Source organism: Hyphobacterium sp. SN044 (assembly GCF_021864465.1).
Classification (GTDB): Bacteria; Pseudomonadota; Alphaproteobacteria; order Caulobacterales; family Maricaulaceae; genus Hyphobacterium.
Genome location: NZ_JAKKUV010000005.1, coordinates 73,790 through 94,454 on the forward strand (window position 1 = coordinate 73,790; position 20,665 = coordinate 94,454).

Here is a 20,665-nt window from a genome sequence, read left to right on the forward strand (position 1 = left end):
AATTCCCGCCCGGTATGAGGTCCCGACCGGCAAGGCCCGGTGGACACGCCAACAGGCGGCGCTAAAAGGCAAGTCACGACCATGCGTTCGTCGAAGAGGCATGAAACGGGTTCCGGCCCGTTCGGCGTTATGTTGATCGGGGCGCTCCGCCTCTATCAATGGACGCTCTCGCCCGTCTTCTACGCGTTCGGGGTCCGCTGCCGGCATGAACCCTCATGCTCGCATTATGCGGTGGACTCGGTGCGCGTTCAGGGGGCGTGGCGCGGCTTCTTCCTGGCGGCGGGCCGTGTCCTGCGATGCCGTCCCGGCGGCACGCACGGCTACGACCCGGCTCCGGTGGAGCGCAAGGACGTGCCCTTCTGGGCGGTGACGCGGTTCCGCGACCCGCCCCGACGCCCGGACGTGCCGCAGGCGGGATCAAGAGACGAGACGAAACCATGATTGAAGTTCAACTGCCCGATGGCGCGAAGCGCGAACTGCCCGACGGGGCCTCGCCGATGGACCTGGCCGAGGGCATCTCGAAATCCCTTGCCAAGAAGGCGCTCTATGCCCGTGTGAACGGGAAGGACTGGGACCTTGTCCGGCCCCTGCCCGGCGACGCGAAGGTGGAACTGGTCACGCGCGACCAGCCCGAAGGCCTTGAAATCATCCGCCACGACACGGCGCACATCCTGGCCCAGGCGGTTCAGGAGCTGTTCCCCGGCACGCAGGTCACGATCGGCCCGGCGATCGAGGACGGCTTCTATTACGACTTCGCCCGCGACGAGCCCTTCTCCACGGAGGATTTCGAGGCGATCGAGAAGCGGATGGCCGACATCGTCGACCGCGACCTGCCCTTCGTGCGCGAGGTGTGGGACCGCAATGACGCGATCCGGCACTTCGAGTCGATCGGCGAGAAATACAAGGCGGAGCTGATCCGCGACCTGCCCGAGACGGAAGAGATCACGATCTACCGCCAGGGCGACTGGATTGATCTGTGCCGCGGACCGCACCTGCCCTCCACGGGCCGGATCGGCAAGGCGTTCAAGCTGATGAAGGTGGCGGGCGCCTATTGGCGCGGCGATCACCGCAACGCCATGCTGCAGCGGATCTACGGCACGGCCTGGGCGAACGAGAACCAGCTGAAGGAACACCTGCAGCGGATCGAGGAGGCCGAGAAGCGCGACCACCGCAAGGTCGGCCGTCAGATGGGCCTGTTCCACATGCAGGAAGAGGCGCGCGGCCAGGTGTTCTGGCACGACCAGGGCTGGACGCTCTACCGGGCGCTGGAAAACTACATGCGCCGGCGGCTGCAGGCGGAGAACTACCAGGAAGTCAAAACGCCGATGCTGATCGACCGGACGCTGTGGGAGAAGTCCGGCCACTGGGAGAAGTTCGGCGAGAACATGTTCACGGCCCAGACGGAGGACGGCGAAGTCCTTGCGCTGAAGCCGATGAACTGCCCCGCCCACGTACAGATCTTCCGCACGGGCCAGCGCTCCTACCGCGACCTGCCGCTGCGCATGGCCGAATTCGGCTCGTGCTCGCGGTATGAACCGTCGGGCGCGCTGCACGGGCTGATGCGGGTGCGCGGCTTCGTGCAGGACGATGCGCACATCTTCTGCCTGGAAAACCAGATCGAGGACGAGACGAAGGCCTTCATCGACCTTCTGACGTCGGTCTATGCCGATCTCGGTTTCGACGACTTCATCGTGAAATTCTCCGACCGCCCCGAAACGCGCGCCGGCGACGACGCGACGTGGGACCGGGCGGAGAAGGCGCTGCGCGATGCCACGGCGGCGGCGGGCGTGGAGGTGATCATGAATCCCGGCGAGGGCGCGTTCTACGGCCCGAAGCTGGAATTCGTGCTGCGCGATGCGATCGGCCGGGACTGGCAGTGCGGCACGCTGCAGGTGGACTTCGTCCTGCCCGACCGGCTGGACGCGGAGTTCACGGGCGAGGACGGGGCCAAGCACCGTCCGGTCATGCTGCACCGCGCGATCCTGGGGTCGTTCGAACGCTTCATCGGCATATTGATCGAGAACTATGCCGGCAAATTCCCGATGTGGCTGGCGCCGACGCAGATTGTCGTCGCCACGATCACGTCGGAAGCCGACGGCTATGCGCTCGAAGTGGAGAAGGCGCTGAAAGCGGCGGGGCTGCGGGTCAGGGCCGATCTTCGCAACGAGAAGATCAACTACAAGGTCCGGGAACATTCGCTCGCCAAGGTGCCGGTCATCGCCGTGGTCGGACGCAAGGAGGCCGAGGACAAAACGGTCGCCCTGCGCTTCCTCGGCGAGGAAGGCCGCAATCAGGAAGTGATGGCGCTGGACGCCGCCTGCGACAAGTTGAGCGGTGAAGCCACGCCGCCGGACCTGAAGCGCAGCTAGACCGCGAAGGACGCAAAACGCGCATGGTGAAGGGGCAGGCCCGCATGGGCCTCATTGCCATCCTCCTGTTCGGCCTCGCTTTCGTGAGCGGGATTGCCGGCGGCTTGATGGTGGCCGGCTTCACCTTTTTCGCCGGCGTGCTGGGCTTCCCGGCGCGCGCCATGGGGCAGTTCCGTAAGGAAGCTCCATGGGAGGCGATCGCGGCGGGCCTGTTCATCGCCTGGGCGTGCATCAGTTTCCTGTGGTCGCCCTATGACCAGCCGGACCAGGTCTGGAAGCTGGCGATCGGCGTGCCGAGCTTTGCGGCCTTCGCCTTCGCCATGTCATTGCTGGAAGGGCGGTGGAAGACACGCGTCGAAGCCGCTCTTCTCTTCTGCACGATCGCACTGGGCCTGTTCTTCGTCGCGGAAACCATCACCGGCGGGGCGGGGACGATGTCGTTCAAGCTTGCCGTCGAAGGCGGGGCGCACGAAGGCGCCGACCTGCAGGACCTCGTGAACAAGAGCCTGGGGCATGGCACCGCCCTCCTGATCCTGCTCGCCGGACCGGCGGCCGCGCTGGCCTGGCGCGAGGGCGCGCCGCTGATCGGGATGGTGATCGTCGGCCTCGCCATCATCTCCGCCTTCGGCTTCTCGACCGAGATCAACATCGTCGCCGTCGCCGTCGCCCTCCTCGTGGCAGCGCTCGCCTATTTCCAGCCACGCGGCATTCTCTCGGCCCTGTTCGGCCTCGTCGGCGGCATGTTCGTCGTGATCCCGCTGACCCTGCCGGGCCTGATCGGCGCGCTTCCGCAAGGCCTCATCGATGCCATGCCCACCAGCTGGGTGATGCGCCTCGAAATCTGGAGCTATGCCTCCGAACAGCTTCGCGAGCGGCTGTGGACTGGCTGGGGCCTTGACGCCTCGCGGGTGCTGGGCGGTCCGGCGGAGGTGCGCGGGCTCAGCTTCGACCTGCTGCCGCTGCACCCGCACAATGCCGCACTCAATGTCTGGCTCGAAACCGGTGCCTTCGGCGCGATGCTGCTCGCCTTCGCGCTTGTCATGATCGGCGGAAGGGTGGCCGGCGCGCCGCGCCTGTCGCGGCTTCAGGCGGCTTCCATCGCCTGGGTGGTCTCGGTCCACACCGTGCTGATCATGGGCAGCTATGGCATCTGGCAGGAATGGCTGATTGCCTGCACCGCGGTCGCCATCGGCGGATGCACGCTGCTGGGCGCGCGGAGGAAGGCCTGATGGCGGAGGGCCGCATCAGCGTCGTCATGGTGACATGGCGGACCGGGCCGCATCTCGCCGAAGCGGTCGAGGCCGTTCTGGCCGCGCCCGACGTCGATGAATTCGTCCTGGTCAATCACGAGAACCCGCCGGATGTCCTGGCCGCGCTGCGTCAGCGCGCGGGCGAGAATCCGAAGATGGTGCTGATCGAGACCGGCGCGAATCTGGGTTTCTCGAAAGGGTGCAATATCGGCGCGAAGGCGGCGACCGGCGACTATCTCTTCTTCCTCAATCCCGACGCCGTCCTGCCCGGCGGGGTGGCACGGCGGCTCGCGGATACGGGCGAGACGGCCCACCGCCCCTGGCTCGTCGGCGCGCGCCTGCTCGACAAGAACGGCAGGGAACAGCGCGGGGCGCGGCGCGGTCTGCTGACGCCCTGGACCGCCATGGTCGGCTTTCTCGGCCTGCACCGCCTCGAACCGGTGTTCGGCCGCGCCTTCCACGACATTCACCGCGAGCGTGATCCCGTCCCGCCCGGGCCGATCCGGATCGATGTGACCTCCGGGGCCGCGATGATGATGCGCCGGGACGACTACGAGGCGCTCGGCGGGTTCGACGAGCGCTACTTCCTGCATGTCGAGGACATCGATCTGTGCCGCCGCGTGCTTGAGGCCGGCGGCCATGTCCTGTTCGAACCGCGCGCCGAACTGCTGCACTACGGCTCGACCAGCGAAGCCAGCCTGTTCCGCGTCGAGTGGAACAAGGCGCACGGCTTCCGCCGATATTTCTGGAAATTCTACGACCGTTTCCCGCAGCGCGTCCTGACGCTGATGGTGATACCGGTGATCTACGGCCTCGTCGTCGCGCGGTCCGTCTATATCTGGGTGCGCGGCTGGATCGACGGCTGGTATCGCCGGATCAGGAAGCTCGACTAGCGGGGAAACCGCCGGCCTTCGCCACCATCGATGCGATCGGGTGTTTCAGCCCCTCGGCCTCGAGCCAGCGCGCTGTCTTGATCATCCTGTCCAGATCGATGCCCGTGTCGAAACCGGCGCGGTGCAGCATGTAGACGACGTCTTCCGTCGCGACATTGCCCGTCGCCTTCGGCGCGAAGGGGCAGCCGCCAATGCCGCCGCACGACGCGTCGATCACGTCCACACCCGCCTCCACTGCGGCATAGATGTTCGCCAGGGCGGTGTTGCGGGTGTTGTGGAAGTGCAGGCGCAGGCGCGCCTTCGGGGCCGCCGCGCGGACCGCCGCGACGCGTTCGCGCACATCCCAGGGATTGGCCACGCCGATCGTGTCCCCGAGGGCGATCTCCATCGCCCCGGCCTCGGCCGCACGTCCGGCCAGCATGGCCACACGGTCGATCGGAACCTCGCCGTCGAACGGGTCGCCGAAAGCGACCGAGATCGTCACGGAGACGGGTACCTTCTCGTCATGGGCCAGCACGGCGATGCGGTCGAACAGATCGGCGGTGACTTCCGGGCTCGCGTTCTGGTTCGCCTTGCCGAAGCCCTCCGAGGCGACCATCACGAAATTGACCTCGTCGCATTTCGTGTCGAGCGCCCGGCGCATGCCGCGTTCATTGAGAGCAAGGCCGATATAGGTGACGCCGCGGTCACGCGGCACCCGCGCCATGATGTCGTCGGAATCGGCCATCGCCGGAACCAGCTTCGGATTGACGAAGCTCGCCACCTCCATGCGGCGGACACCCGCGTCGATCAGCCGGTCGATGAATTCGAGTTTCACGTCCGTCGGCATCAGGGCCGGATCGTTCTGCAGCCCGTCGCGCGGGCCGACTTCGACGATTTCGATGGGGCGGCTCATTCGCTGGCCTCCGGGCAGTTGTGCAGGCGGACGATCAGCACGGTCTCGTCGCCGCGCGAATAGTTGAAGCCGGGCAGTTCGCGCGAAGCGCAGACATTGCGCTCGAGCGCGTCCAGCGCGGCGAGGTCGTCGCCCGACCGGGAGACGTCCTCGATCGTGATGTAGGGATCATCGCCTTCCGGCAAAAGGCCGGGCAGTTCGCCGAACTCGGCCAGCCGGGTATCCGTGCCGAGTGAGAAGACGAGGCTGGGTTCGGTATAGGTCGAGACAACCGGCCAATCCGGTGACCCGCCAAGCTCGACGATGGCGGACCGGGCCCGGTCCGCCAAATGCACGTCGCTGGCGGATTGCGCGGCCAGTCCGCGCGCCGCCGCGTGCCACGTAAAGCCTGCCGCGATAGACAGGATCAGCGCGGTCAGGACACGGCGCCGGGCCGCCTCGACCAGCGCACCGATGGCGACGGCGAGGAAGATGAGCGCGAGAATGATGCCGAGCGTCGCGCCGGGGCCGTAGATTGCCGGCAGGGCGCCGATCACCGCGGCGAGCAGGATCGCACCGAATGCCGCCAGCGACAGCGAGACCCAGCGCGGCCAGCCCTTGAGATCGCCCAGCGAAACGAGCGCCCATCCCGCCAGCAGAGCCAGCGCCGGATAGGCCGGCAGAACGTAGTGCGGCAGCTTGGTCGGGAGCAGTTCGAAGACGAGCCAGGTCGGAACCGCCCAGGCCAGAAGAAAGCGGACGGCGGGGGCGAAGTCCGTCTTTTGCCGCAGCGCGGCCACGCCTTTCGCGATGCCCGGCACAAGGAAGAGCGTCGCCGGGAAGAAGAGCGCCGGCAGGAGCAGGAGGTGATAGCCCGGCAGGCCACCATGGCGCTCATGTCCGGAGACGAGTTTCGGCCCCAGATCCTCGCCCATCGCTTCGCGCAGGAAAGCCCCGTCAGTGGCGATCTGCACCGCGATCAGCCAGGGCGCGGCAATCGCGATGGCCAGAAGCGGGCCGGGCCACCAGGCCAGCGGCTTCAGCCAGTTCGCCTTCCGCTCCCAGATCAGGAGGCCGATGATGGCCAGTCCCGCGACCATCGGCGTGACCGGCCCCTTGATCAGGATACCGCCGCCGATGGCGAGCCAGAATATCAATGCGGATTTTCGCCCTCCCCCGGTCCTGAGATGCGCGAGCGCCGCCATGGCGAGCGTCGTCAGCCCGCAGAGCATGGCGTCGGTCTTGGCGATGCCGCCCTCTATGCCCAGGAGAACCGTCGCGGCGAACAGGGCCGCGGCGGCGAAGGCGGCCTCGCGCCCGACCAGGCGTTGTCCACCCCAGAAGGTCGCGAAGGCGGCGAGCATCACGCCGAGTACGGAGGGGATGCGATAGGTCCAGATATCACGCGCTTCGGTGTCGGAGATGACGGCCACCACGGCGGCCTGCAGCCAGTGAATCCCGACCGGTTTCTTGTGGCGCGGATCGTCCTGGAATTCGATGCGGACGAGGTCGCCGGTTTCCAGCATCTGCGCCGTTGCCTGGGCGAAGCGGGATTCGTCGCGGTCCAGCGGCGGCAGGGTGAACACGCCCGCCAGCGCGCAGATCGCCGCGATCACACAGACGATTGCCGGGGCCCGCCAGCCTTCGATCCAGTGCTGCATTACCCTTCGCCCTTCCGCGTCCTGCAGGAATTACACTCGCACACCTGCCGAAACCGGGTATGTAACGCGGGAAAGGCTGCTGCAAGCCCGCAAGGAATGAAGATCGTGACCACGCCCTCTCCCGCCATCTCCGTCGTCGTGCCGGCCTATAACGAGGCTGGGAATGCCGCCAACCTCGCCCGCGAGATCGCGAGCGCGATGGAGGGGCGCGACTACGAAATGATTTTCGTCGACGATTGCTCGACCGACACGACGCGCGCCGAACTGGTCGCGGCGAAGGCCGAGATGCCCGCGCTGCGCGTGATCGCGCACCGCCACAATGCCGGACAGTCGCGTTCGGTACGCACCGGCATCCTCCACGCCCGCGGCAAGACGATCGTGACGCTCGATGGTGACGGCCAGAATCCGCCCGCCGACATCCCGACACTGGCCGATGCGCTGATGCGTCCGGACGCTCCGGAGGATCTGAAACTGGTCGGCGGACGCCGCGCGAAACGCCAGGATTCGGCGTGGAAGAAGCTGGCCTCGCGGATCGGAAACGGGGTCCGCAAGAGCCTCCTGAACGACGACGCCGACGACACCGGTTGCGGGCTTAAAGCCTTTGACCGTCAGGCTTATCTTCTGCTGCCCTTCTTCGATCACCAGCACCGTTTCCTGCCTGCACTGATGAAGCGCGAGGGCTTCCGCTGCGAGTTCCGCGATGTCGGTCACCGGCCCCGCGGAGCAGGAAAATCGAAGTATACGAATTTCGGTCGGCTTTTCGCCTCACTTGCAGACATGATAGGAATGATCTGGCTCAACGCGCGGGCCAGGAATCCGCGCGGGTCAGACGAAGTGTAGGGGTAACCAATGGCGAACACCGGAGATTCAGGTTTCTTCCTGGGCATGATGGCCGCTCGCCGGGCTCGCGAACGGCAGGGGAATACGTCGGGCGGGCCGCAATCAGGGGGTGGATCCTTGTTCAGTATGTTTCCGAAGATGATCGTTCCGATCATCATTTACGCGCTTGTCGCCTTCATCGCCGGAACCGGAGCGATGTCGAGCGTCCTGTTTACCATTCCGATGATGTCGACGCCGGACGGCTGGGGCCTGACCACGGGCGATCTGCTGCTCGTCTTCGGCCTCATTGTCCTGTTCATCGAATTCATGCAGTCGTCGGGGACCGGATCGACGACCATCGTCAATCATGCGCTTTCGATGATCGTCTTCGTGATCGCTCTGGCGCTCTTCCTGTTGGTGGGCCGCTTCGCGACCTCGACCTTCTTCATCCTGATGATCATGACGCTGATCGACGTGATGGCCGGCTTCGTCGTGACGATCGTGGCCTCGCGCCGCGACCTCGCGGTTGGGGGCGACGGCGGGGCCTGATCTCAGGCCTAGAGCAGAAACAGAACCAGCCCTGCGGCCACGGTGGCGTCAATCGCCAGCGCCAGCCGCTTCAGGGTCAAGGATCGGGCCACAGCGCCCATCACGCACGCCGCTCCCGCATCGGGGGCGGCGTTGCCGTATCTGCAGCCAGACCGGCATAGGCCCGGGCATAGCGGTTGCGCTCGCTCGGGTCGGCCTTCAGGCCGCGGCGGCGCGGCAGCGCCGACAGGGAGACAAGGAGCTCGCCGGAAAGCGCCGGGACCGGGGCGGGACGGCCGCCGGTCCGGACCAGGGAGAGATGGTTCGGCGCCTTCCGGGCGTGTTGCTCGTTGTCATTCGTGACCGTATCGACCGGCGGAACACGGGAAGCGCCGGTGGTCGGGACATAGGAGAGAAGGCCACGAATCTGCGTCATGACCCCCATGTCGCAATCCGGATGCCAGTTGTTAAGGGGGCGTTAACCCCCGAAAACAGGCGGAATCTCACCGGAAACGGCACGATCCCGGTCATCCGGACCGGGATCGTTAAGATTTGCGTAACGAATTGGGACGGGCGTTAAGGCGCCCTAGCTGCCCGCGAGCTTGTCGATCTTGGAGCGCATCGCCTCGAGTTCCTTCTTCAGGCTCTCGAGCTCGGACTTCTCGCCGGACGCGGCGGGCTTGTCTTCCGGCTCGGGCATCGTGCCGGTGGCGGGCATGCCCTCGGGGAAGGGCGTGAACATGCGCATCGCCTGCTGGAACATCTCGATATTCCGGCGGGTCTGGCCCTCCATCATCTGTATCATGGCGCCGGGCGAGCCCATCGCCTCAAGGAAGTTCTCGCGCAGGCGTTCCTGCTCCTGCGCGAAATTGTTCATCGTCATCTGCAGGTAGTTCGGCACGACGGCTTCCAGCGCATCGCCGTAATAGCTGATCAGCTGACGCAGGAAGGGCAGCGGCAGCATGTTCGCGCCATTGGCCTCTTCCTCGAAGATGATCTGGGCGAGCACGCCACGCGTCAGGTCCTCGCCGGACTTGGCATCAAGCACGACGAATTCTGCGTCCTGCTTCACCAGCTCGCGCAAATGGTCGAGCGTCACATAGCGGCTTGTGGATGTGTCGTAGAGGCGGCGGTTCGCATACTTCTTGATGACGATCGTATCGCCCTTGGTTCCGGACTTGCTCATGGCAGCGCCCTTCCCTTTCCTTTTTGCATAGCGGGCTTCGCCAGAATCGAAACGGATCGTCTCGACAAGACACCCCGCCTGCTTCATTAACGATCATCGCGATCAAACACTGTTGCTGCAAGCGCGAAGACATCGCGGCGCAGCAAAAGGTGCAGCAAACCGGGAGTTTTCAATGGCGCGCAGGGCAGTTGTGACGGGTGGAACGCGGGGTATCGGTGCAGCGATTTCGATCGCGCTGAAAGACGCCGGTCATGACGTCGTCGCCAATTTCGCCGGCAATGCCGAAGCGGCCAAGGCCTTCACCGACCAGACCGGGATCGCAACGATCAAATGGGATGTCGGCGATTATGACGCCTGCGCCGCCGGCCTGAAGGAAGCTGAAAGCGTTCTCGGCGGCGGGATCGACATCGTCGTCAACAATGCCGGCATCACCCGCGACGGCATGTTCCACAAGATGACGCCGGAGGCCTGGAACGAGGTAATCCGCGTCGACCTGTCCTCGCTGTTCAACATGTCCCGTCCGGTGATCGACGGCATGCGCGAGCGCGGCTGGGGCCGGATCGTCAACATCTCGTCGATCAACGGCCAGAAGGGCCAGATGGGCCAGGTGAATTATTCCGCCGCCAAGGCCGGCGTGATCGGCTTCACCAAGGCGCTGGCGCAGGAAACCGCGCGCAAGGGCATCACCGTCAATTGCGTCGCGCCGGGCTATATCGACACCGACATGGTCGCCGCCGTACCGCAGAACGTGCTGGACCAGATCATCGCCGGCATTCCGGTCAACCGGCTCGGCAAGGCCGACGAGATCGGCAAGGCGGTGGCCTTCCTGTGCAGCGAGGACGCCGGCTTCATCACCGGGGCGACACTGTCCGCCAATGGCGGCCAGTATATGTGCGGCTAGGCGCGCGGGTTTGGCCGAAAAGACACGGTCCAGACCAAAACTGCGCCATTCATCAACCTGCCAAAAAAGCGCCCTGATACCGGGTCAGACCGCGAAGCCATGACAGGACGTCTCCTTCGCGCCCTGCTCGTGATCGCCGCCGGTTTCTCAACCGTCGCCGCGACCGCGAACGAGCAGAGCAATGCCATACGCGACCGGCTCGGCAATCGCCGTTCCGAAGTCGCTGCGGTCTCGCGATTCGAACGCGCGGACGGCGAAGGCGGATTCGTGCTCGACCGGGCCGGAAGCGGCATCCTGTTCCGCTGGAATGATTCCACCGAAGTGATGGTGTTGTCGGCCCGCCGCGCGGCCGGCGGAGAAACCTCGCTGGTCACGGACTGGGGCCATGAGCTCCTGCGCGTGAACACCTATGGCGGCGCGACGCTTTACCCTCCCGACGTCCCGTCGGGCGTGATCGCCGACGCGTGGGAACCGGCCGGTCCGCTGCGTATGGGCAACCGGACGGTCGAGGAAGTGACCGACCGGATACGCTGGGCCGCCAGCGCGCTGCGCGAGGAACTGGGCCACGGGGTGCAGGTCGATTATGGCGCCGCGCCGCGTGACGGCCTCGCCGTGATGTTCGAAGCGATCGACCTGACCGTCACGGGCATCCGCAAGGCGCGCCTGCGCGACGAGCGGGCGGCCAACGGCCTGGTCCTTGTCCGCTTTGTCGTCGGGGATGCCGCCGATGTGCGTTATTCCGGCACCGAGCTGATCGTCGAAATCGATCCCGATGGCGGTTTTGCCGGGCGCCCGTCATCGGAGCGCATCGCCCACATCGTGGCGGGCGAAACCCAGTCGAGCTGAGATCAGCCGGGTTCCCAGCCGGGCGCGGCCAGCACGAATCCCGAAAACTCGAAGCCCGGCGCGACGGTGCAGCCGACGAGCGTCCAGTCGCCCTGGCTTTCCGCGGACTGCCAGGCGCCTTCCGGCACGATGCCCTGCGGGCGCTGACCGGCCGCGAGATCATTGCCGAGGTTGATCTCGTCGACTGTCTTTCCGTCCTCGGAAATCCACAGCTTCATCGGAGCGCCGGCATACCAGTGCCACATCTCGATCGCATCGACCGTATGCCAGGCCGAGCGCTGGCCCCGGCGCAGGAGGAAATAGATCGCCGTCGACTTGGCACGGCCATCCTCGCCGCCCCGGTCGCGGAAGGTCTCGCGGAACGCCCCGCCCTCCGGGTGCGGTTCGAGCTGCAACAGGTCGATGATTTCGTCTGCGGTCATGGCGTCTCTCAGAAATTGTCCTTGCGGCGGCGGACTTCGGCGAAGACTTCGGCGTCGCTCGCTGCGGGCATGTTCAGTGCCCGCCGCAGATCCGGGTCGGCGGCACGCAGGAAGGGGTTGGCGGCCTTTTCGCGCCCGATCGTGGTCGGCACGGTCGGCTCGCCGCGCGCGCGCAGCGTCTCGACCTCGCCGGCATAGGCCTTGAGCGCGGCATGATCCGGCTCGACCGACAGCGCGAATCGGGCATTCGACTGCGTGTATTCGTGGGCGCAGTAGACGGCGGTCTTTTCCGGCAGTGCGGCTAGCCGGGACAGGCTCGACCACATCTGCTCCGGGCTGCCCTCGAACAGGCGGCCGCAGCCGAGCGCGAACAGCGTGTCGCCGACGAAGGCGACCGCGTCCTCCTCAAACCAGTAGATGACATGGCCGAGCGTGTGGCCGGGCGTGAAGAAGACCTGTGCCGTCTTCGTGCCCAGCGAAACCGTGTCGCCGTCGGAAACCTCGACATCGATGCCCTCGATCCGGGCGCGGTCGTAGGACGGCGCGACGATGCGCGCGCCGGTCATCTCCTTCAGCGCAGCGTTACCGCCGGCATGATCCCAGTGATGGTGCGTGTTCCAGATCTGGGTGATCCTCCACCCGGCCTTGTCGGCCTCGGCCTTGATGCGCGGCGCATCAGGCGTGTCGATCGCGGCGGTTTCGCCGCTTTCGGGATCGTGGACGAGAAAACCGTAATTGTCCTGCAGGCAGGGAAATTGCCGGACGAGCAGAGACGCCATAGGTAAAGGGCTCCGGTTGCGCGTTTCACCGCCCAACCTAGCATCGCCGCGCTGAAGGGCCACCGCCCGATTGGACAGGACATGCGACAGGACGCCGTCGAACTCGACCGTTTCTACGCCACCAAGCGCGGACAGGCCGCCGAACGGCTGATGCTGGTCCGGATCGTCGCGCTGTGGCCGTCCTTCACCGGGCTCGACGTGCTCGGCCTCGGATTCGCAACGCCCCTGCTGGACGGTTTGCCCAAGGGGGCGCGCCGCGTGGTGGCCGCCATGCCGGCCAGCCAGGGCGCCGTGATCTGGCCGCCGAACGGCAAGTCGAGCACAGCGCTGGCCGAGGAAGTCCGCCTGCCTTTCGCCGACGCGCAATTCGACCGCGTCATCGCGCTGCACGCGCTGGAAGACGCGGAATCGCCGCAGGCGCTGATCCGCGAGATCTGGCGTGTGACTGCCCCGGAAGGCCGGGTCGTGTTCGCGGTTTCCAACCGTTCGGGATTGTGGGCGAGAACCGATGCCACGCCCTTCGGCCATGGCCGCCCGTGGTCGCGCGGCCAGCTCGGCACGCTTCTCGGCGACGGCATGTTCGAGGTGACGCACTCGACCCGGACCCTGTTCGCCCCGCCCTTCTCCTGGTGCTGCGGCCCGCGCGGCGCGGACGCGTGGGAAGCGATCGGCGGCCGTCTGTTTCCCGGCTTCGGCGGCGTGTTGATGGTCGAGGCCGTCAAACGCGTCGGCGGGATGACGCCGCGCGCCGTCAAGGTCAGCCCCACGCGGGTACGCGGACTTGAAGGCGGACCCGCCCCCGCGCTATCCCGCACCAAACCAATTTCCCGTTCTCACAAAACCCGGTGATCCCATGCCCGTGACGCCCCGCCCCGGCATTCTCGACATCCGCCCCTACAAGCCTGGTGCCGCGGATGCGCCCGGGATCGCCAACCCGATCAAACTGTCCTCGAACGAGAACCCGCTCGGCTGCTCGCCGAAGGCGAAGGAAGCGTTCGAGGCGGCGTCGAAGAAGCTGAACCTCTATCCCGATGGCGGCGCGCGGAAGCTGCGCGAAGCGATCGCCGAGGTCGAAGGCCTCGAAGCCGACCGCATCGTGTGCGGCTGCGGCTCGGACGAAATCCTGCAGCTGCTCGGCCGCGCCTATCTCGAACCCGGCGACAAGGTCGTGCAGTCGGAGTATGGCTTCCTCGTCTACCGCCTCGTCGCGATGACGTCGGGGGCGCAATTCGTCTCCGCGCCGGAGACGGACTGCCGCGCCGATGTCGATGCGCTGCTCGAAGCGGCCGGCGACGATGCGGCCATCGTCTTCCTCGCCAATCCGAACAACCCGACCGGCACCTATCTGTCGGGCGAGGAAATCCGCCGCCTGCGTGCCGGCCTGCCGGAAGGCTGCCTCCTCGTCGTCGACGAGGCCTATGCCGAATATGTCGACGTGCCGGACTACGAGACCATGCTGCCCATGGCGCGCGAACGCGACGACACGATCGTCACGCGCACCTTCTCGAAGATCCACGGACTTGCCGCGCTGCGCCTGGGCTGGGCCTATGCCGACCGTTCGATCATCGACGTGCTGAACCGCGTGCGCGGACCGTTCAATGTGAACCTGCCCGCGATCGATGCCGGTATCGCCGCGATCCGCGATGTCGAGTTCCGCGAAAAGTCTGCCGCCCACAACCGCGAACAGGTCGCCTATCTGACCCAGCAGCTGCGCGGTATCGGTCTCGAGATCACGCCAAGCGTCGGGAATTTCGTGCTGATCCACTTCCCGGAGACGGCCGGAAAGACGGCGGCCGATGCCGACCGCTTCCTGACCGAACGCGGGCTGATCGTGCGGCCTCTGGTGCCTTACAATCTGCCGAACGCGCTCAGGCTGACGGCGGGCCTCGCCGACGACAACCGCAAGGTTGTCGACGCGCTGACGGAGTTCATGTCGGCCTGATCAGCCGCCGACGCGTTCCAGTTCGCCGATCCGCACCGGACCGAGATAGACGCCGCCGCGCCTCAGGGTGAGCGGCACCGCCGTGCCGCGCTCGCCGCGCGGGGCGGACTGCGCCAGCAGACGCAGGGCATTCTCGTTCTCGCCGCGCACGGTGCCGCTGGCGACGAGGACGTCCGCCAGGGCTTCGGGATCGAGCACGAAGAGGCTGACGCGGCCATCGGGATAACCAGAGGGGTCGACCGTGAGCGCGCCTTCGGCCTGGAAGGCGACCGAGCCCCAGTCGATCCCGGATTCGGTGATCTCGACCTGCCCGCCGGCCTCGCGCCACATGTCGGTCCGGGCCTCGCGGGCGAGATCGGACCAATGGGTCACGGACAGTTCGAGTCGGACGAGGGCGATCTCCGTGCCAAGTTCCTCGAGGAGGGCGTCATCGAGCGCCACATCGCCGATGGTGATCTCGCCAGCGGCCAGCTGCGTATCGAGCGTATCTGCGCCGGTCAGTTCGCTGATCAGGCGCAGATGCCCGACGCGTTCGATCGCCGCCGGCGGGCCGGACAGGGCCTCGACCCCTAGATCGTCGATCTCGACGGCGAGGCGCTGCGTGCCGCCCAGCCCCGAACGGATGCTGAAGCGGGTGGCTGCGGACGCCAGACGGTATTCGCCGCCGGCATCGAAATTGACCGTCATCGGATCGTGGATTTCGACGATCCAGTGATTGAAGTCATAGGGCATCGCCACCGCAACGGCGCGGCCGGTCTGAAGCGTCCAGCCCTCGACCGCCTCGGGTGTCGAGACGGTGGCTTCTGCAATGCGTACTTCGAAGCGGAAGGGATAGCCGCCGACGCGCACGGGCGCGTGTTCGATCTCGTAGCCGGACTGGCGTTGCAGATCGATCCAGGCGAGCGCGGACTGGCGGATCTGGCCTTGCGCATAGAGCCAGTAGGCGGTGTAGGCGACGATCAGGACGATGACGCCGATGAAGGGCAGGAGAAAGCGCGCGGGTATACCGCCGCGGCGGGACTGACTCATCGCTTCGTCTCCAGGCCGGCTTCCAGCTCGGCGGTGGCTGTGTCGATGCGCTGCTTCAGAAGCGCCATGAAGTCTTCGCGCGGCAGGCCCGGCGCGATCGGCTCGAGGAAGCGGATCGTGGCCACGCCCGGCTTGCGGATGACGCCGCGTCCGGCCCAGAAATGCCCGGTATTGAGCGCCACGGGAACGCACGGTGCCTTCATCGCGGAATAGAGACCCGCGACGCCGGGTTTGAATTCATCCGTCTCGAAGGGCGCCATGCGCGTGCCTTCCGGGAAGATCAGGATCTGGCGCCCGTCGCCGGCCCAGCGCCGCGCGTCGCCGAGCATCTTTCGAAGTGCCTTGGCTGCCGCGCCACGGTCGACGACGATATTGCCGAGCTTCACCGCAAACCAGCCGAAGAAGGGTAAGTAGGCGAGCTCTTTCTTCAGGATGATCGCCGGATCCGGCAGGATCTGCCAGAAGGCCTGGGTTTCCATCATCGACTGGTGTTTCGAGGCGATCAGCGCACCGCCTTCGGGGATGTTTTCCAGCCCCTCCACCTTGTAGCGCAGGCCGCAGATCACCTTCAGCCCGCCGAAGACCAACGCCAGCCAGAGGCGGTAATAGGCGCGTACCCAGCTGCGCGGGCAGAGCAGGAGCCAGATACCGACAAGGCCCATCACGAGGACGAGGCCATACATCCAGACAACGAAGAGGAGGGAACGGATCAGGGTCATCGGCGGTGCGTTTCGTTGAGGGTCAGGCGTGCGGGTTGGAGACGCTATAGCGCACCCAGACCGCCGTGAACTTCAGATATTCCAGCACCCAGCGCCGGGCCGAATGCACATCCGTCCACGGGCGCGGCGATCGCACCGGGTAGGCGACAAGCTCGACATCGGGCATGCGCGCGCGCATTTCCAGAAGGCTGCGCGGCAGATGGTAGTCGCTGGTCACGATCAGCACCCGGTCAAAGCCCTGCTCCGACACCCAACCGGCCGTCTCGATCGCGTTTCCGGTCGTGTCGGCGGCCTCGCGCCCGAGATCGACGCAGCAGTCGAACAGCGGCGCGCTGGTGCCCATGGCAGCACGCAATTCGTCGGGTGTGACGTCCGGGTGAACGCCAGAGATCAGGAGGCGCGACCCCGCGCGGCGTTCGAGAAGCTCGGTGGCCACCGCCAGACGTCCTTCGCCGCCGGTCAGGACGATGATCGCATCGCCGCGGGCGCTTTCATCGGGCTCCAGTCCCGCGACATGGACGCTGAATGCCAGGAAACCGGCGAGGAGCACGCCCAGCACCAGAAAGGCGCCGAGGCGGGCGGCCGAAAGCAGCGTGCCGCCGGAAGTCTCTGGGTTACGCCGTCTGGCCATGGTCGCTTTCGGGCCTGTCTTTCGCGTCCTGTCCGATTATCGCGGTCATCATGGCAAGATACAGGCCGATCACCAGCGCGCCCGCAAATCATTGGCGACCGCGAGGCGGGCCGACAATGCCGCGATCAGCCCGGCAAGCACAGGGGCCAAGAGCAGCACGGCGCCGTCCCAGAGGCTGAATGACCAGACCGGGATGAAGCCTTCCGACTGGCCCGGTCCGCCATAGGTGACGAGGAGCGCAATCGCGAAAGCGAAAAAGGCCCCGGCGATTCCGGCCCTGACGCCAAGGACGAAAAAACGGCGTTCGAACAGGCGGGCGATATAGCCGTCCTGCGCGCCGACGAGGTGCAGCGCATCGACCACCGACTGACGGGCCGCGAGCGAGGCGCGCGCCGCGAAGGCGATCACCGCCGCGGCCGCCCCGGCGATCAGGGCGAGAAGACCCAGCGCCATCAGGCGTGCCAGGCGCGCGGTGCGGACCACGGCCTCGCTCCAGCGTGCGTGGTCGTCGACACGGGCGGGAATGCCTGCTGTGTCCAGCGCCGCCGTCAGATCGGCTGCCGATGCCGGGTTGCCAGAGTCGAGTTCGATATCGACCAGCAGGGGCACAGGCAGGTCGGCGGGCAGTCCCTCCCCGCCCAGCCAGGGTTCGAGCAGGGCTTCGGCCTCGGCGCGCGTGCCGGCCGCGGCGCGGCGCACGCCGGGCAGGGCTTCGGCCAGCGCCGCGGCCTCGGCGGCATCCGCCTCGGCATCGCGGCCGTCGACGGGCAGAATCTGCACCGTCATGCGGCCGGACAGATCGGCTATCCAGCCATCGGACACGGTCCACGCCCCGCGCGCGCCGAGCGCCGCAAGGCAGGCGAGAAAGACGAGGATCGCCGCCACCGCGAAGAGCGGGCGATCGCGGCCGGAATCGGCGGGCAGCAGCGGGGCCGACTTTTCCGGCGCGGTGGGCGGGAGGCGGTCCTCGGTCATGCGCTCGCCTTCCGGCGGCCGGTGTTCAGCCGTCCGTCCGCCAGCGACATGATGGGCACGTCGAGCGCGCGGACGAGGGTGATGTCGTGCGTTGCGATCAGCACGGTCGTGCCGAGGCGGTTGAGTTCGGTGAACAGGCGCAGGAGACGGCGCGCCATCGCCGGGTCGACATTGCCCGTGGGTTCGTCGGCGACCAGCAATTCGGGCTGTCCGACCACGGCGCGGGCGATCGCCACGCGCTGCTGTTCACCGCCCGACAGGGTCTGGGGCTGGGCGTCCATCTTGTCGCCGAGGCCGACCCAGTGGATCAGCTCCGCGACATCGTCGGCGTATTCCTTGCGCTTGCGGCCGGCCACGCGCAGCGGCAGGGCGACATTTTCGAAAACCGAGAGGTGATCGAGCGTCCGGAAATCCTGGAACACCATGCCGATTCGGCGCCGGACATCGGGCAATTCGCGCCTGTGAAGCTTCGACGAATCACGTCCGAAGTGCCAGATCAGCCCTCGCGACGGGCGCTGCGCGAGATAAATCAGCTTCAAAAGCGAGGTTTTACCGGCACCGGACGGTCCGGTGAGGAATTGGAAACTCCCTCGCGGTAGATCGAATGTGATGTCCTGGAGGACTTCCGGTCCGCGTCCGTAGCGCATGCCGACTCCGTCGAAGCGGATCACGCTTTCGAACGCGTCGTCGGGGCGGGTATCGGGCGAAGCGGACGGCACGGAATACTCCAGACACTGACGGGATTACGATGCGGTGAATCGAGCCGAGATGATACTGAGCTGTCCCAGTTGTGCCACGCGCTACCGCGCCGATGCCAGCGCCTTTGGTGCGCAATCGCGGAAGGTACGCTGCGCATCGTGCGGGCATGTCTGGATGGCCAAGCCGGAAATCGACGCGGCCACCCTGCCCGAGATCCAGCCCGCCGCCGACACCGAGCCGAAACTGCCGCACCGCGCCTATCGCGAGAAGGTCGAGCAGAAGCGCAAGAACGCGATCCGTACCGCCGCTGGCGGCGCGTGGGGCGGTCTGGGCGCGGCCGTGGCCGGGGTTCTGGTCTGCGCCCTTCTGTTCCGCGCCGACATCGTCAGCGCCTGGCCGCAGGCGTCGAGCGCCTATGCCGCGGTCGGGATTGAAGCCAATCCGTACGGGGTCGCCCTTGGCGATCTGACCATCACCCGCGAGACCGAGCATGGCCTGCCGGTGATCGTGATCGAGGGCGAGATCCGCAATATCGACCGCCGCGAACGGGCCGCTCCGGCGCTGCGCGCGGCGCTTCTGAACGGCGAAGCCGCCTCGGTGCTGGAATGGACGGTGCTGGTCGAAGGCGGACCGATGCGCCCGGGCGAGGCGCGGAGTTTCCGCACCCTCGTCTCCGATGTCCCGGTCAATGCGGTCGAGGCCGAAGTCACGCTCGCCGGTCTGCCTGCGACACCGCCCGGCACGACCCGCATGGCCGACAGCGGACATGACGCGCCGTCGTCCGATGCGGGTCACGAACCGGAAAACGGCGACCATCATTAGATTTAAGTCGCTGAATTAACATCGATTCAAGACTTCATTCTGAAACTTACTAATAAATTAGTTGACTCCACGCCCCCGTGAATCGAGCCTTCGGCGAGAACGGGGAGTGCGGCATGGCGCGGAAGAAATCGAAAATCCTGACCGAGACGGAACAGCGCATCATGCGCGTCCTGTGGGACAGGGGTGAGGCCAGCGTACGGGACGTGACCGAAGCGCTGAAAGCCGATCACGGCACGGCCTACACGACCGTGCTGACGCAGCTGCGCATTCTGACCGACAAGGGCTATGCCGCGCCGCGCCAGGAAGGCCGTGCCTTCATCTACCGTCCGCTGGTCAGCCGCAACGAGGCGCGCAGCCAGGCGCTGCGCCAGCTGCTCGGCCAGTTTTTCGACGGCTCGCCGGAATCCCTCGCCCAGCATCTGATGAAGGATACCGATCTCGACCTCGACGAGCTGGCGGAAATCCGCAGGCGGATCGACGAGGCCGGTGATGACGATGCGGAGGACGGGCAATGAGCGCGCTGACGGAATTCCTGCCCTTCGCCCTGCATCATCTGTGGCAAGGCGCGTTGATCGCGCTGGCACTGGCGGCGGGCTATGCCGCGCTCGGCCGGCGCCCGGGACAAAGGCTCGTGCTTGGCCTCGCGGCGTTCACGCTGGCGGCCCTCGCCCCGCTCGCGACCCTGCTTCCGGAATTCGGCTTCGGCGGCGGCGCCCCGATGGAGGGTGCGCAGGCGATCGCCGATGCGGCCTTCGATTTCGGCGGCGACGCGGAATTCATCGGCGCGGCGGCACCTCTGGCCCGTCCGGCCTTCGCCTGGGGTGTGATCGCAGCACAGGCCGCCGCCCTCATCATGCTGGCGGGATCGGTCCTGCTGGCCTTGCGCACGCTGGTGGCCGCCTTTGCCGCGGAACGCCTGCGCCGGGCGGCGACACCCGTCACCCTGCCCGAGCCGGTCTCGATCCGTTTCGCCGGGATCGCCGTGCGCCAGCATGCCGAGGTGGGTGGCCCGATGGTGGTCGGCCTGACCCGTCCCACCATCCTTCTGCCGGAGCATTTCACCGACGCCCGCACCGCCTCCGCGCTCGCGGCGATCCTCGAACATGAGCGCGCCCATGTGTCGCGCGCCGACCCGGCCATCGCCCTCGTCCAGAAGCTGGTACTGGCACTGTTCTGGTGGAATCCGGCGATGCACTGGATCAGTGCGCGGATCGACCGCGACCGGGAAATGGCCTGCGACGCGGAAGCCGTCCGCCGCTGCGGCAATGCGCGGGAACTGGCGATCACGCTGGCCGACGAGGCCGAAGCCCGGCTGACCGG

General features: G+C 66.6%; 24 protein-coding genes. 13 read left to right on the forward strand and 11 right to left on the reverse strand.

Annotated features, from left to right (window positions below):
• Positions 1–81 precede the first annotated feature (81 nt).
• The 4 genes from yidD to L5876_RS08250 are packed head-to-tail and all read left to right on the forward strand — an operon-like array spanning position 82 to position 4,512.
• Positions 82–441, forward strand: a complete 360-nt coding sequence (yidD, locus tag L5876_RS08235; RefSeq protein ID WP_236955731.1) for a membrane protein insertion efficiency factor YidD — start codon at positions 82–84, stop codon at positions 439–441.
• Positions 438–2,369 (forward strand): threonine--tRNA ligase, encoded by a 1,932-nt coding sequence (thrS, locus tag L5876_RS08240; protein ID WP_236955733.1) that lies wholly within the window; start codon positions 438–440, stop codon positions 2,367–2,369. Before yidD ends, thrS begins: the two co-directional genes overlap by 4 nt.
• Before the next feature lie 44 nt (positions 2,370–2,413).
• Positions 2,414–3,598, forward strand: coding sequence for an O-antigen ligase (locus tag L5876_RS08245; RefSeq protein WP_236955734.1), 1,185 nt, complete (start codon positions 2,414–2,416; stop codon positions 3,596–3,598).
• Positions 3,598–4,512, forward strand: coding sequence for a glycosyltransferase (locus L5876_RS08250; protein WP_236955735.1), 915 nt, complete (start codon positions 3,598–3,600; stop codon positions 4,510–4,512). The genes L5876_RS08245 and L5876_RS08250 overlap by 1 nt, the downstream gene beginning before the upstream one ends.
• On the opposite strand, the gene L5876_RS08255 is transcribed toward L5876_RS08250, so the two are convergent.
• Both L5876_RS08255 and L5876_RS08260 read right to left on the reverse strand, forming a co-directional pair.
• Positions 4,496–5,407, reverse strand: a complete 912-nt coding sequence (locus L5876_RS08255) for a hydroxymethylglutaryl-CoA lyase (RefSeq protein ID WP_236955736.1) — start codon at positions 5,405–5,407, stop codon at positions 4,496–4,498. The genes L5876_RS08250 and L5876_RS08255 overlap by 17 nt on opposite strands.
• On the reverse strand, positions 5,404–7,047 hold the full coding sequence (locus tag L5876_RS08260; protein ID WP_236955738.1) for a glycosyltransferase family 39 protein: 1,644 nt from the start codon (positions 7,045–7,047) through the stop codon (positions 5,404–5,406). The genes L5876_RS08255 and L5876_RS08260 overlap by 4 nt, the downstream gene beginning before the upstream one ends.
• Positions 7,048–7,143: 96 nt before the next feature.
• Between L5876_RS08260 and L5876_RS08265 the strand changes: the two genes are divergently transcribed.
• Together L5876_RS08265 and L5876_RS08270 are read left to right on the forward strand one after the other, a co-directional pair.
• Positions 7,144–7,887 (forward strand): glycosyltransferase family 2 protein, encoded by a 744-nt coding sequence (locus L5876_RS08265; RefSeq protein WP_236955740.1) that lies wholly within the window; start codon positions 7,144–7,146, stop codon positions 7,885–7,887.
• Between the two features lie 117 nt (positions 7,888–8,004).
• A complete protein-coding gene (locus L5876_RS08270; protein ID WP_236955742.1) occupies positions 8,005–8,415 on the forward strand; it encodes a hypothetical protein in 411 nt (136 codons plus the stop codon).
• Positions 8,416–8,515: 100 nt separating this feature from the next.
• On the opposite strand, the gene L5876_RS08275 is transcribed toward L5876_RS08270, so the two are convergent.
• Together L5876_RS08275 and phaR are read right to left on the reverse strand one after the other, a co-directional pair.
• Positions 8,516–8,830, reverse strand: a complete 315-nt coding sequence (locus tag L5876_RS08275) for a hypothetical protein (RefSeq protein ID WP_236955744.1) — start codon at positions 8,828–8,830, stop codon at positions 8,516–8,518.
• A gap of 150 nt (positions 8,831–8,980) precedes the next feature.
• The gene (gene phaR / locus L5876_RS08280; RefSeq protein WP_236955746.1) at positions 8,981–9,580 is read right to left on the reverse strand and encodes a polyhydroxyalkanoate synthesis repressor PhaR; all 600 of its coding nucleotides are present in this window, start codon (positions 9,578–9,580) and stop codon (positions 8,981–8,983) included.
• A 172-nt stretch (positions 9,581–9,752) separates the two neighbouring features.
• On the opposite strand from phaR, the gene phbB reads away from it, so the two are divergent.
• Complete coding sequence (gene phbB, locus L5876_RS08285; RefSeq protein ID WP_236955748.1) at positions 9,753–10,481, forward strand: acetoacetyl-CoA reductase; 729 nt, start codon at positions 9,753–9,755, stop codon at positions 10,479–10,481.
• 99 nt (positions 10,482–10,580) lie between these two features.
• Positions 10,581–11,327, forward strand: a complete 747-nt coding sequence (locus tag L5876_RS08290) for a DUF4908 domain-containing protein (RefSeq protein WP_236955750.1) — start codon at positions 10,581–10,583, stop codon at positions 11,325–11,327.
• Positions 11,328–11,329: 2 nt separating this feature from the next.
• Here the strand turns inward: L5876_RS08290 and L5876_RS08295 are convergent, their stop codons facing one another.
• Positions 11,330–11,749 (reverse strand): cupin domain-containing protein, encoded by a 420-nt coding sequence (locus L5876_RS08295; RefSeq protein ID WP_236955752.1) that lies wholly within the window; start codon positions 11,747–11,749, stop codon positions 11,330–11,332.
• 8 nt (positions 11,750–11,757) lie between these two features.
• On the reverse strand, positions 11,758–12,528 hold the full coding sequence (gloB, locus tag L5876_RS08300) for a hydroxyacylglutathione hydrolase (RefSeq protein ID WP_236955754.1): 771 nt from the start codon (positions 12,526–12,528) through the stop codon (positions 11,758–11,760).
• A gap of 81 nt (positions 12,529–12,609) precedes the next feature.
• On the opposite strand from gloB, the gene L5876_RS08305 reads away from it, so the two are divergent.
• Positions 12,610–13,377 (forward strand): class I SAM-dependent methyltransferase, encoded by a 768-nt coding sequence (locus L5876_RS08305; RefSeq protein ID WP_236955755.1) that lies wholly within the window; start codon positions 12,610–12,612, stop codon positions 13,375–13,377.
• 4 nt (positions 13,378–13,381) lie between these two features.
• Complete coding sequence (gene hisC, locus L5876_RS08310; RefSeq protein ID WP_236955756.1) at positions 13,382–14,470, forward strand: histidinol-phosphate transaminase; 1,089 nt, start codon at positions 13,382–13,384, stop codon at positions 14,468–14,470.
• Here the strand turns inward: hisC and L5876_RS08315 are convergent, their stop codons facing one another.
• The 5 genes from L5876_RS08315 to ftsE form a co-directional block, all read right to left on the reverse strand.
• Positions 14,471–15,499 (reverse strand): DUF2125 domain-containing protein, encoded by a 1,029-nt coding sequence (locus L5876_RS08315; protein WP_236955757.1) that lies wholly within the window; start codon positions 15,497–15,499, stop codon positions 14,471–14,473.
• The gene (locus L5876_RS08320) at positions 15,496–16,218 is read right to left on the reverse strand and encodes a 1-acyl-sn-glycerol-3-phosphate acyltransferase (RefSeq protein ID WP_236955758.1); all 723 of its coding nucleotides are present in this window, start codon (positions 16,216–16,218) and stop codon (positions 15,496–15,498) included. The genes L5876_RS08315 and L5876_RS08320 overlap by 4 nt, the downstream gene beginning before the upstream one ends.
• 22 nt (positions 16,219–16,240) lie before the next feature.
• Positions 16,241–16,849 carry a YdcF family protein gene (locus L5876_RS08325; protein WP_236955759.1) on the reverse strand — a complete coding sequence of 203 codons (609 nt, stop codon included), beginning with the start codon at positions 16,847–16,849 and terminating at the stop codon, positions 16,241–16,243.
• Between the two features lie 69 nt (positions 16,850–16,918).
• The gene (locus tag L5876_RS08330) at positions 16,919–17,824 is read right to left on the reverse strand and encodes an ABC transporter permease (RefSeq protein WP_236955760.1); all 906 of its coding nucleotides are present in this window, start codon (positions 17,822–17,824) and stop codon (positions 16,919–16,921) included.
• Complete coding sequence (gene ftsE / locus L5876_RS08335) at positions 17,821–18,471, reverse strand: cell division ATP-binding protein FtsE (RefSeq protein WP_272906931.1); 651 nt, start codon at positions 18,469–18,471, stop codon at positions 17,821–17,823. The genes L5876_RS08330 and ftsE overlap by 4 nt, the downstream gene beginning before the upstream one ends.
• 121 nt (positions 18,472–18,592) lie before the next feature.
• On the opposite strand from ftsE, the gene L5876_RS08340 reads away from it, so the two are divergent.
• From L5876_RS08340 to L5876_RS08350, 3 genes are all read left to right on the forward strand, one after another.
• Positions 18,593–19,345, forward strand: a complete 753-nt coding sequence (locus L5876_RS08340) for an MJ0042-type zinc finger domain-containing protein (protein ID WP_236955763.1) — start codon at positions 18,593–18,595, stop codon at positions 19,343–19,345.
• A gap of 113 nt (positions 19,346–19,458) precedes the next feature.
• A complete protein-coding gene (locus L5876_RS08345) occupies positions 19,459–19,860 on the forward strand; it encodes a BlaI/MecI/CopY family transcriptional regulator (protein WP_236955765.1) in 402 nt (133 codons plus the stop codon).
• Positions 19,857–20,665, forward strand: an 809-nt coding sequence (locus L5876_RS08350; RefSeq protein ID WP_236955767.1) for a M56 family metallopeptidase, incomplete at its 3' end; no start/stop codon positions are given. The genes L5876_RS08345 and L5876_RS08350, both read left to right, overlap by 4 nt.

Bases quoted from the DNA above. Each gene is read 5' to 3' on its own strand.
- yidD (WP_236955731.1), top strand. From the start codon at position 82: ATGCGTTCGTCGAAGAGGCATGAAACGGGTTCCGGCCCGTTCGGCGTT.
- thrS (WP_236955733.1), top strand. From the start codon at position 438: ATGATTGAAGTTCAACTGCCCGATGGCGCGAAGCGCGAACTGCCCGAC.
- L5876_RS08245 (WP_236955734.1), top strand. From the start codon at position 2,414: ATGGGCCTCATTGCCATCCTCCTGTTCGGCCTCGCTTTCGTGAGCGGG.
- L5876_RS08250 (WP_236955735.1), top strand. From the start codon at position 3,598: ATGGCGGAGGGCCGCATCAGCGTCGTCATGGTGACATGGCGGACCGGG.
- L5876_RS08255 (WP_236955736.1), bottom strand. From the start codon at position 5,407: ATGAGCCGCCCCATCGAAATCGTCGAAGTCGGCCCGCGCGACGGGCTG.
- L5876_RS08260 (WP_236955738.1), bottom strand. From the start codon at position 7,047: ATGCAGCACTGGATCGAAGGCTGGCGGGCCCCGGCAATCGTCTGTGTG.
- L5876_RS08265 (WP_236955740.1), top strand. From the start codon at position 7,144: ATGAAGATCGTGACCACGCCCTCTCCCGCCATCTCCGTCGTCGTGCCG.
- L5876_RS08275 (WP_236955744.1), bottom strand. From the start codon at position 8,830: ATGACGCAGATTCGTGGCCTTCTCTCCTATGTCCCGACCACCGGCGCT.
- phaR (WP_236955746.1), bottom strand. From the start codon at position 9,580: ATGAGCAAGTCCGGAACCAAGGGCGATACGATCGTCATCAAGAAGTAT.
- phbB (WP_236955748.1), top strand. From the start codon at position 9,753: ATGGCGCGCAGGGCAGTTGTGACGGGTGGAACGCGGGGTATCGGTGCA.
- L5876_RS08290 (WP_236955750.1), top strand. From the start codon at position 10,581: ATGACAGGACGTCTCCTTCGCGCCCTGCTCGTGATCGCCGCCGGTTTC.
- L5876_RS08295 (WP_236955752.1), bottom strand. From the start codon at position 11,749: ATGACCGCAGACGAAATCATCGACCTGTTGCAGCTCGAACCGCACCCG.
- gloB (WP_236955754.1), bottom strand. From the start codon at position 12,528: ATGGCGTCTCTGCTCGTCCGGCAATTTCCCTGCCTGCAGGACAATTAC.
- L5876_RS08305 (WP_236955755.1), top strand. From the start codon at position 12,610: ATGCGACAGGACGCCGTCGAACTCGACCGTTTCTACGCCACCAAGCGC.
- hisC (WP_236955756.1), top strand. From the start codon at position 13,382: ATGCCCGTGACGCCCCGCCCCGGCATTCTCGACATCCGCCCCTACAAG.
- L5876_RS08315 (WP_236955757.1), bottom strand. From the start codon at position 15,499: ATGAGTCAGTCCCGCCGCGGCGGTATACCCGCGCGCTTTCTCCTGCCC.
- L5876_RS08320 (WP_236955758.1), bottom strand. From the start codon at position 16,218: ATGACCCTGATCCGTTCCCTCCTCTTCGTTGTCTGGATGTATGGCCTC.
- L5876_RS08325 (WP_236955759.1), bottom strand. From the start codon at position 16,849: ATGGCCAGACGGCGTAACCCAGAGACTTCCGGCGGCACGCTGCTTTCG.
- L5876_RS08330 (WP_236955760.1), bottom strand. From the start codon at position 17,824: ATGACCGAGGACCGCCTCCCGCCCACCGCGCCGGAAAAGTCGGCCCCG.
- ftsE (WP_272906931.1), bottom strand. From the start codon at position 18,471: ATGCGCTACGGACGCGGACCGGAAGTCCTCCAGGACATCACATTCGAT.
- L5876_RS08340 (WP_236955763.1), top strand. From the start codon at position 18,593: ATGATACTGAGCTGTCCCAGTTGTGCCACGCGCTACCGCGCCGATGCC.
- L5876_RS08345 (WP_236955765.1), top strand. From the start codon at position 19,459: ATGGCGCGGAAGAAATCGAAAATCCTGACCGAGACGGAACAGCGCATC.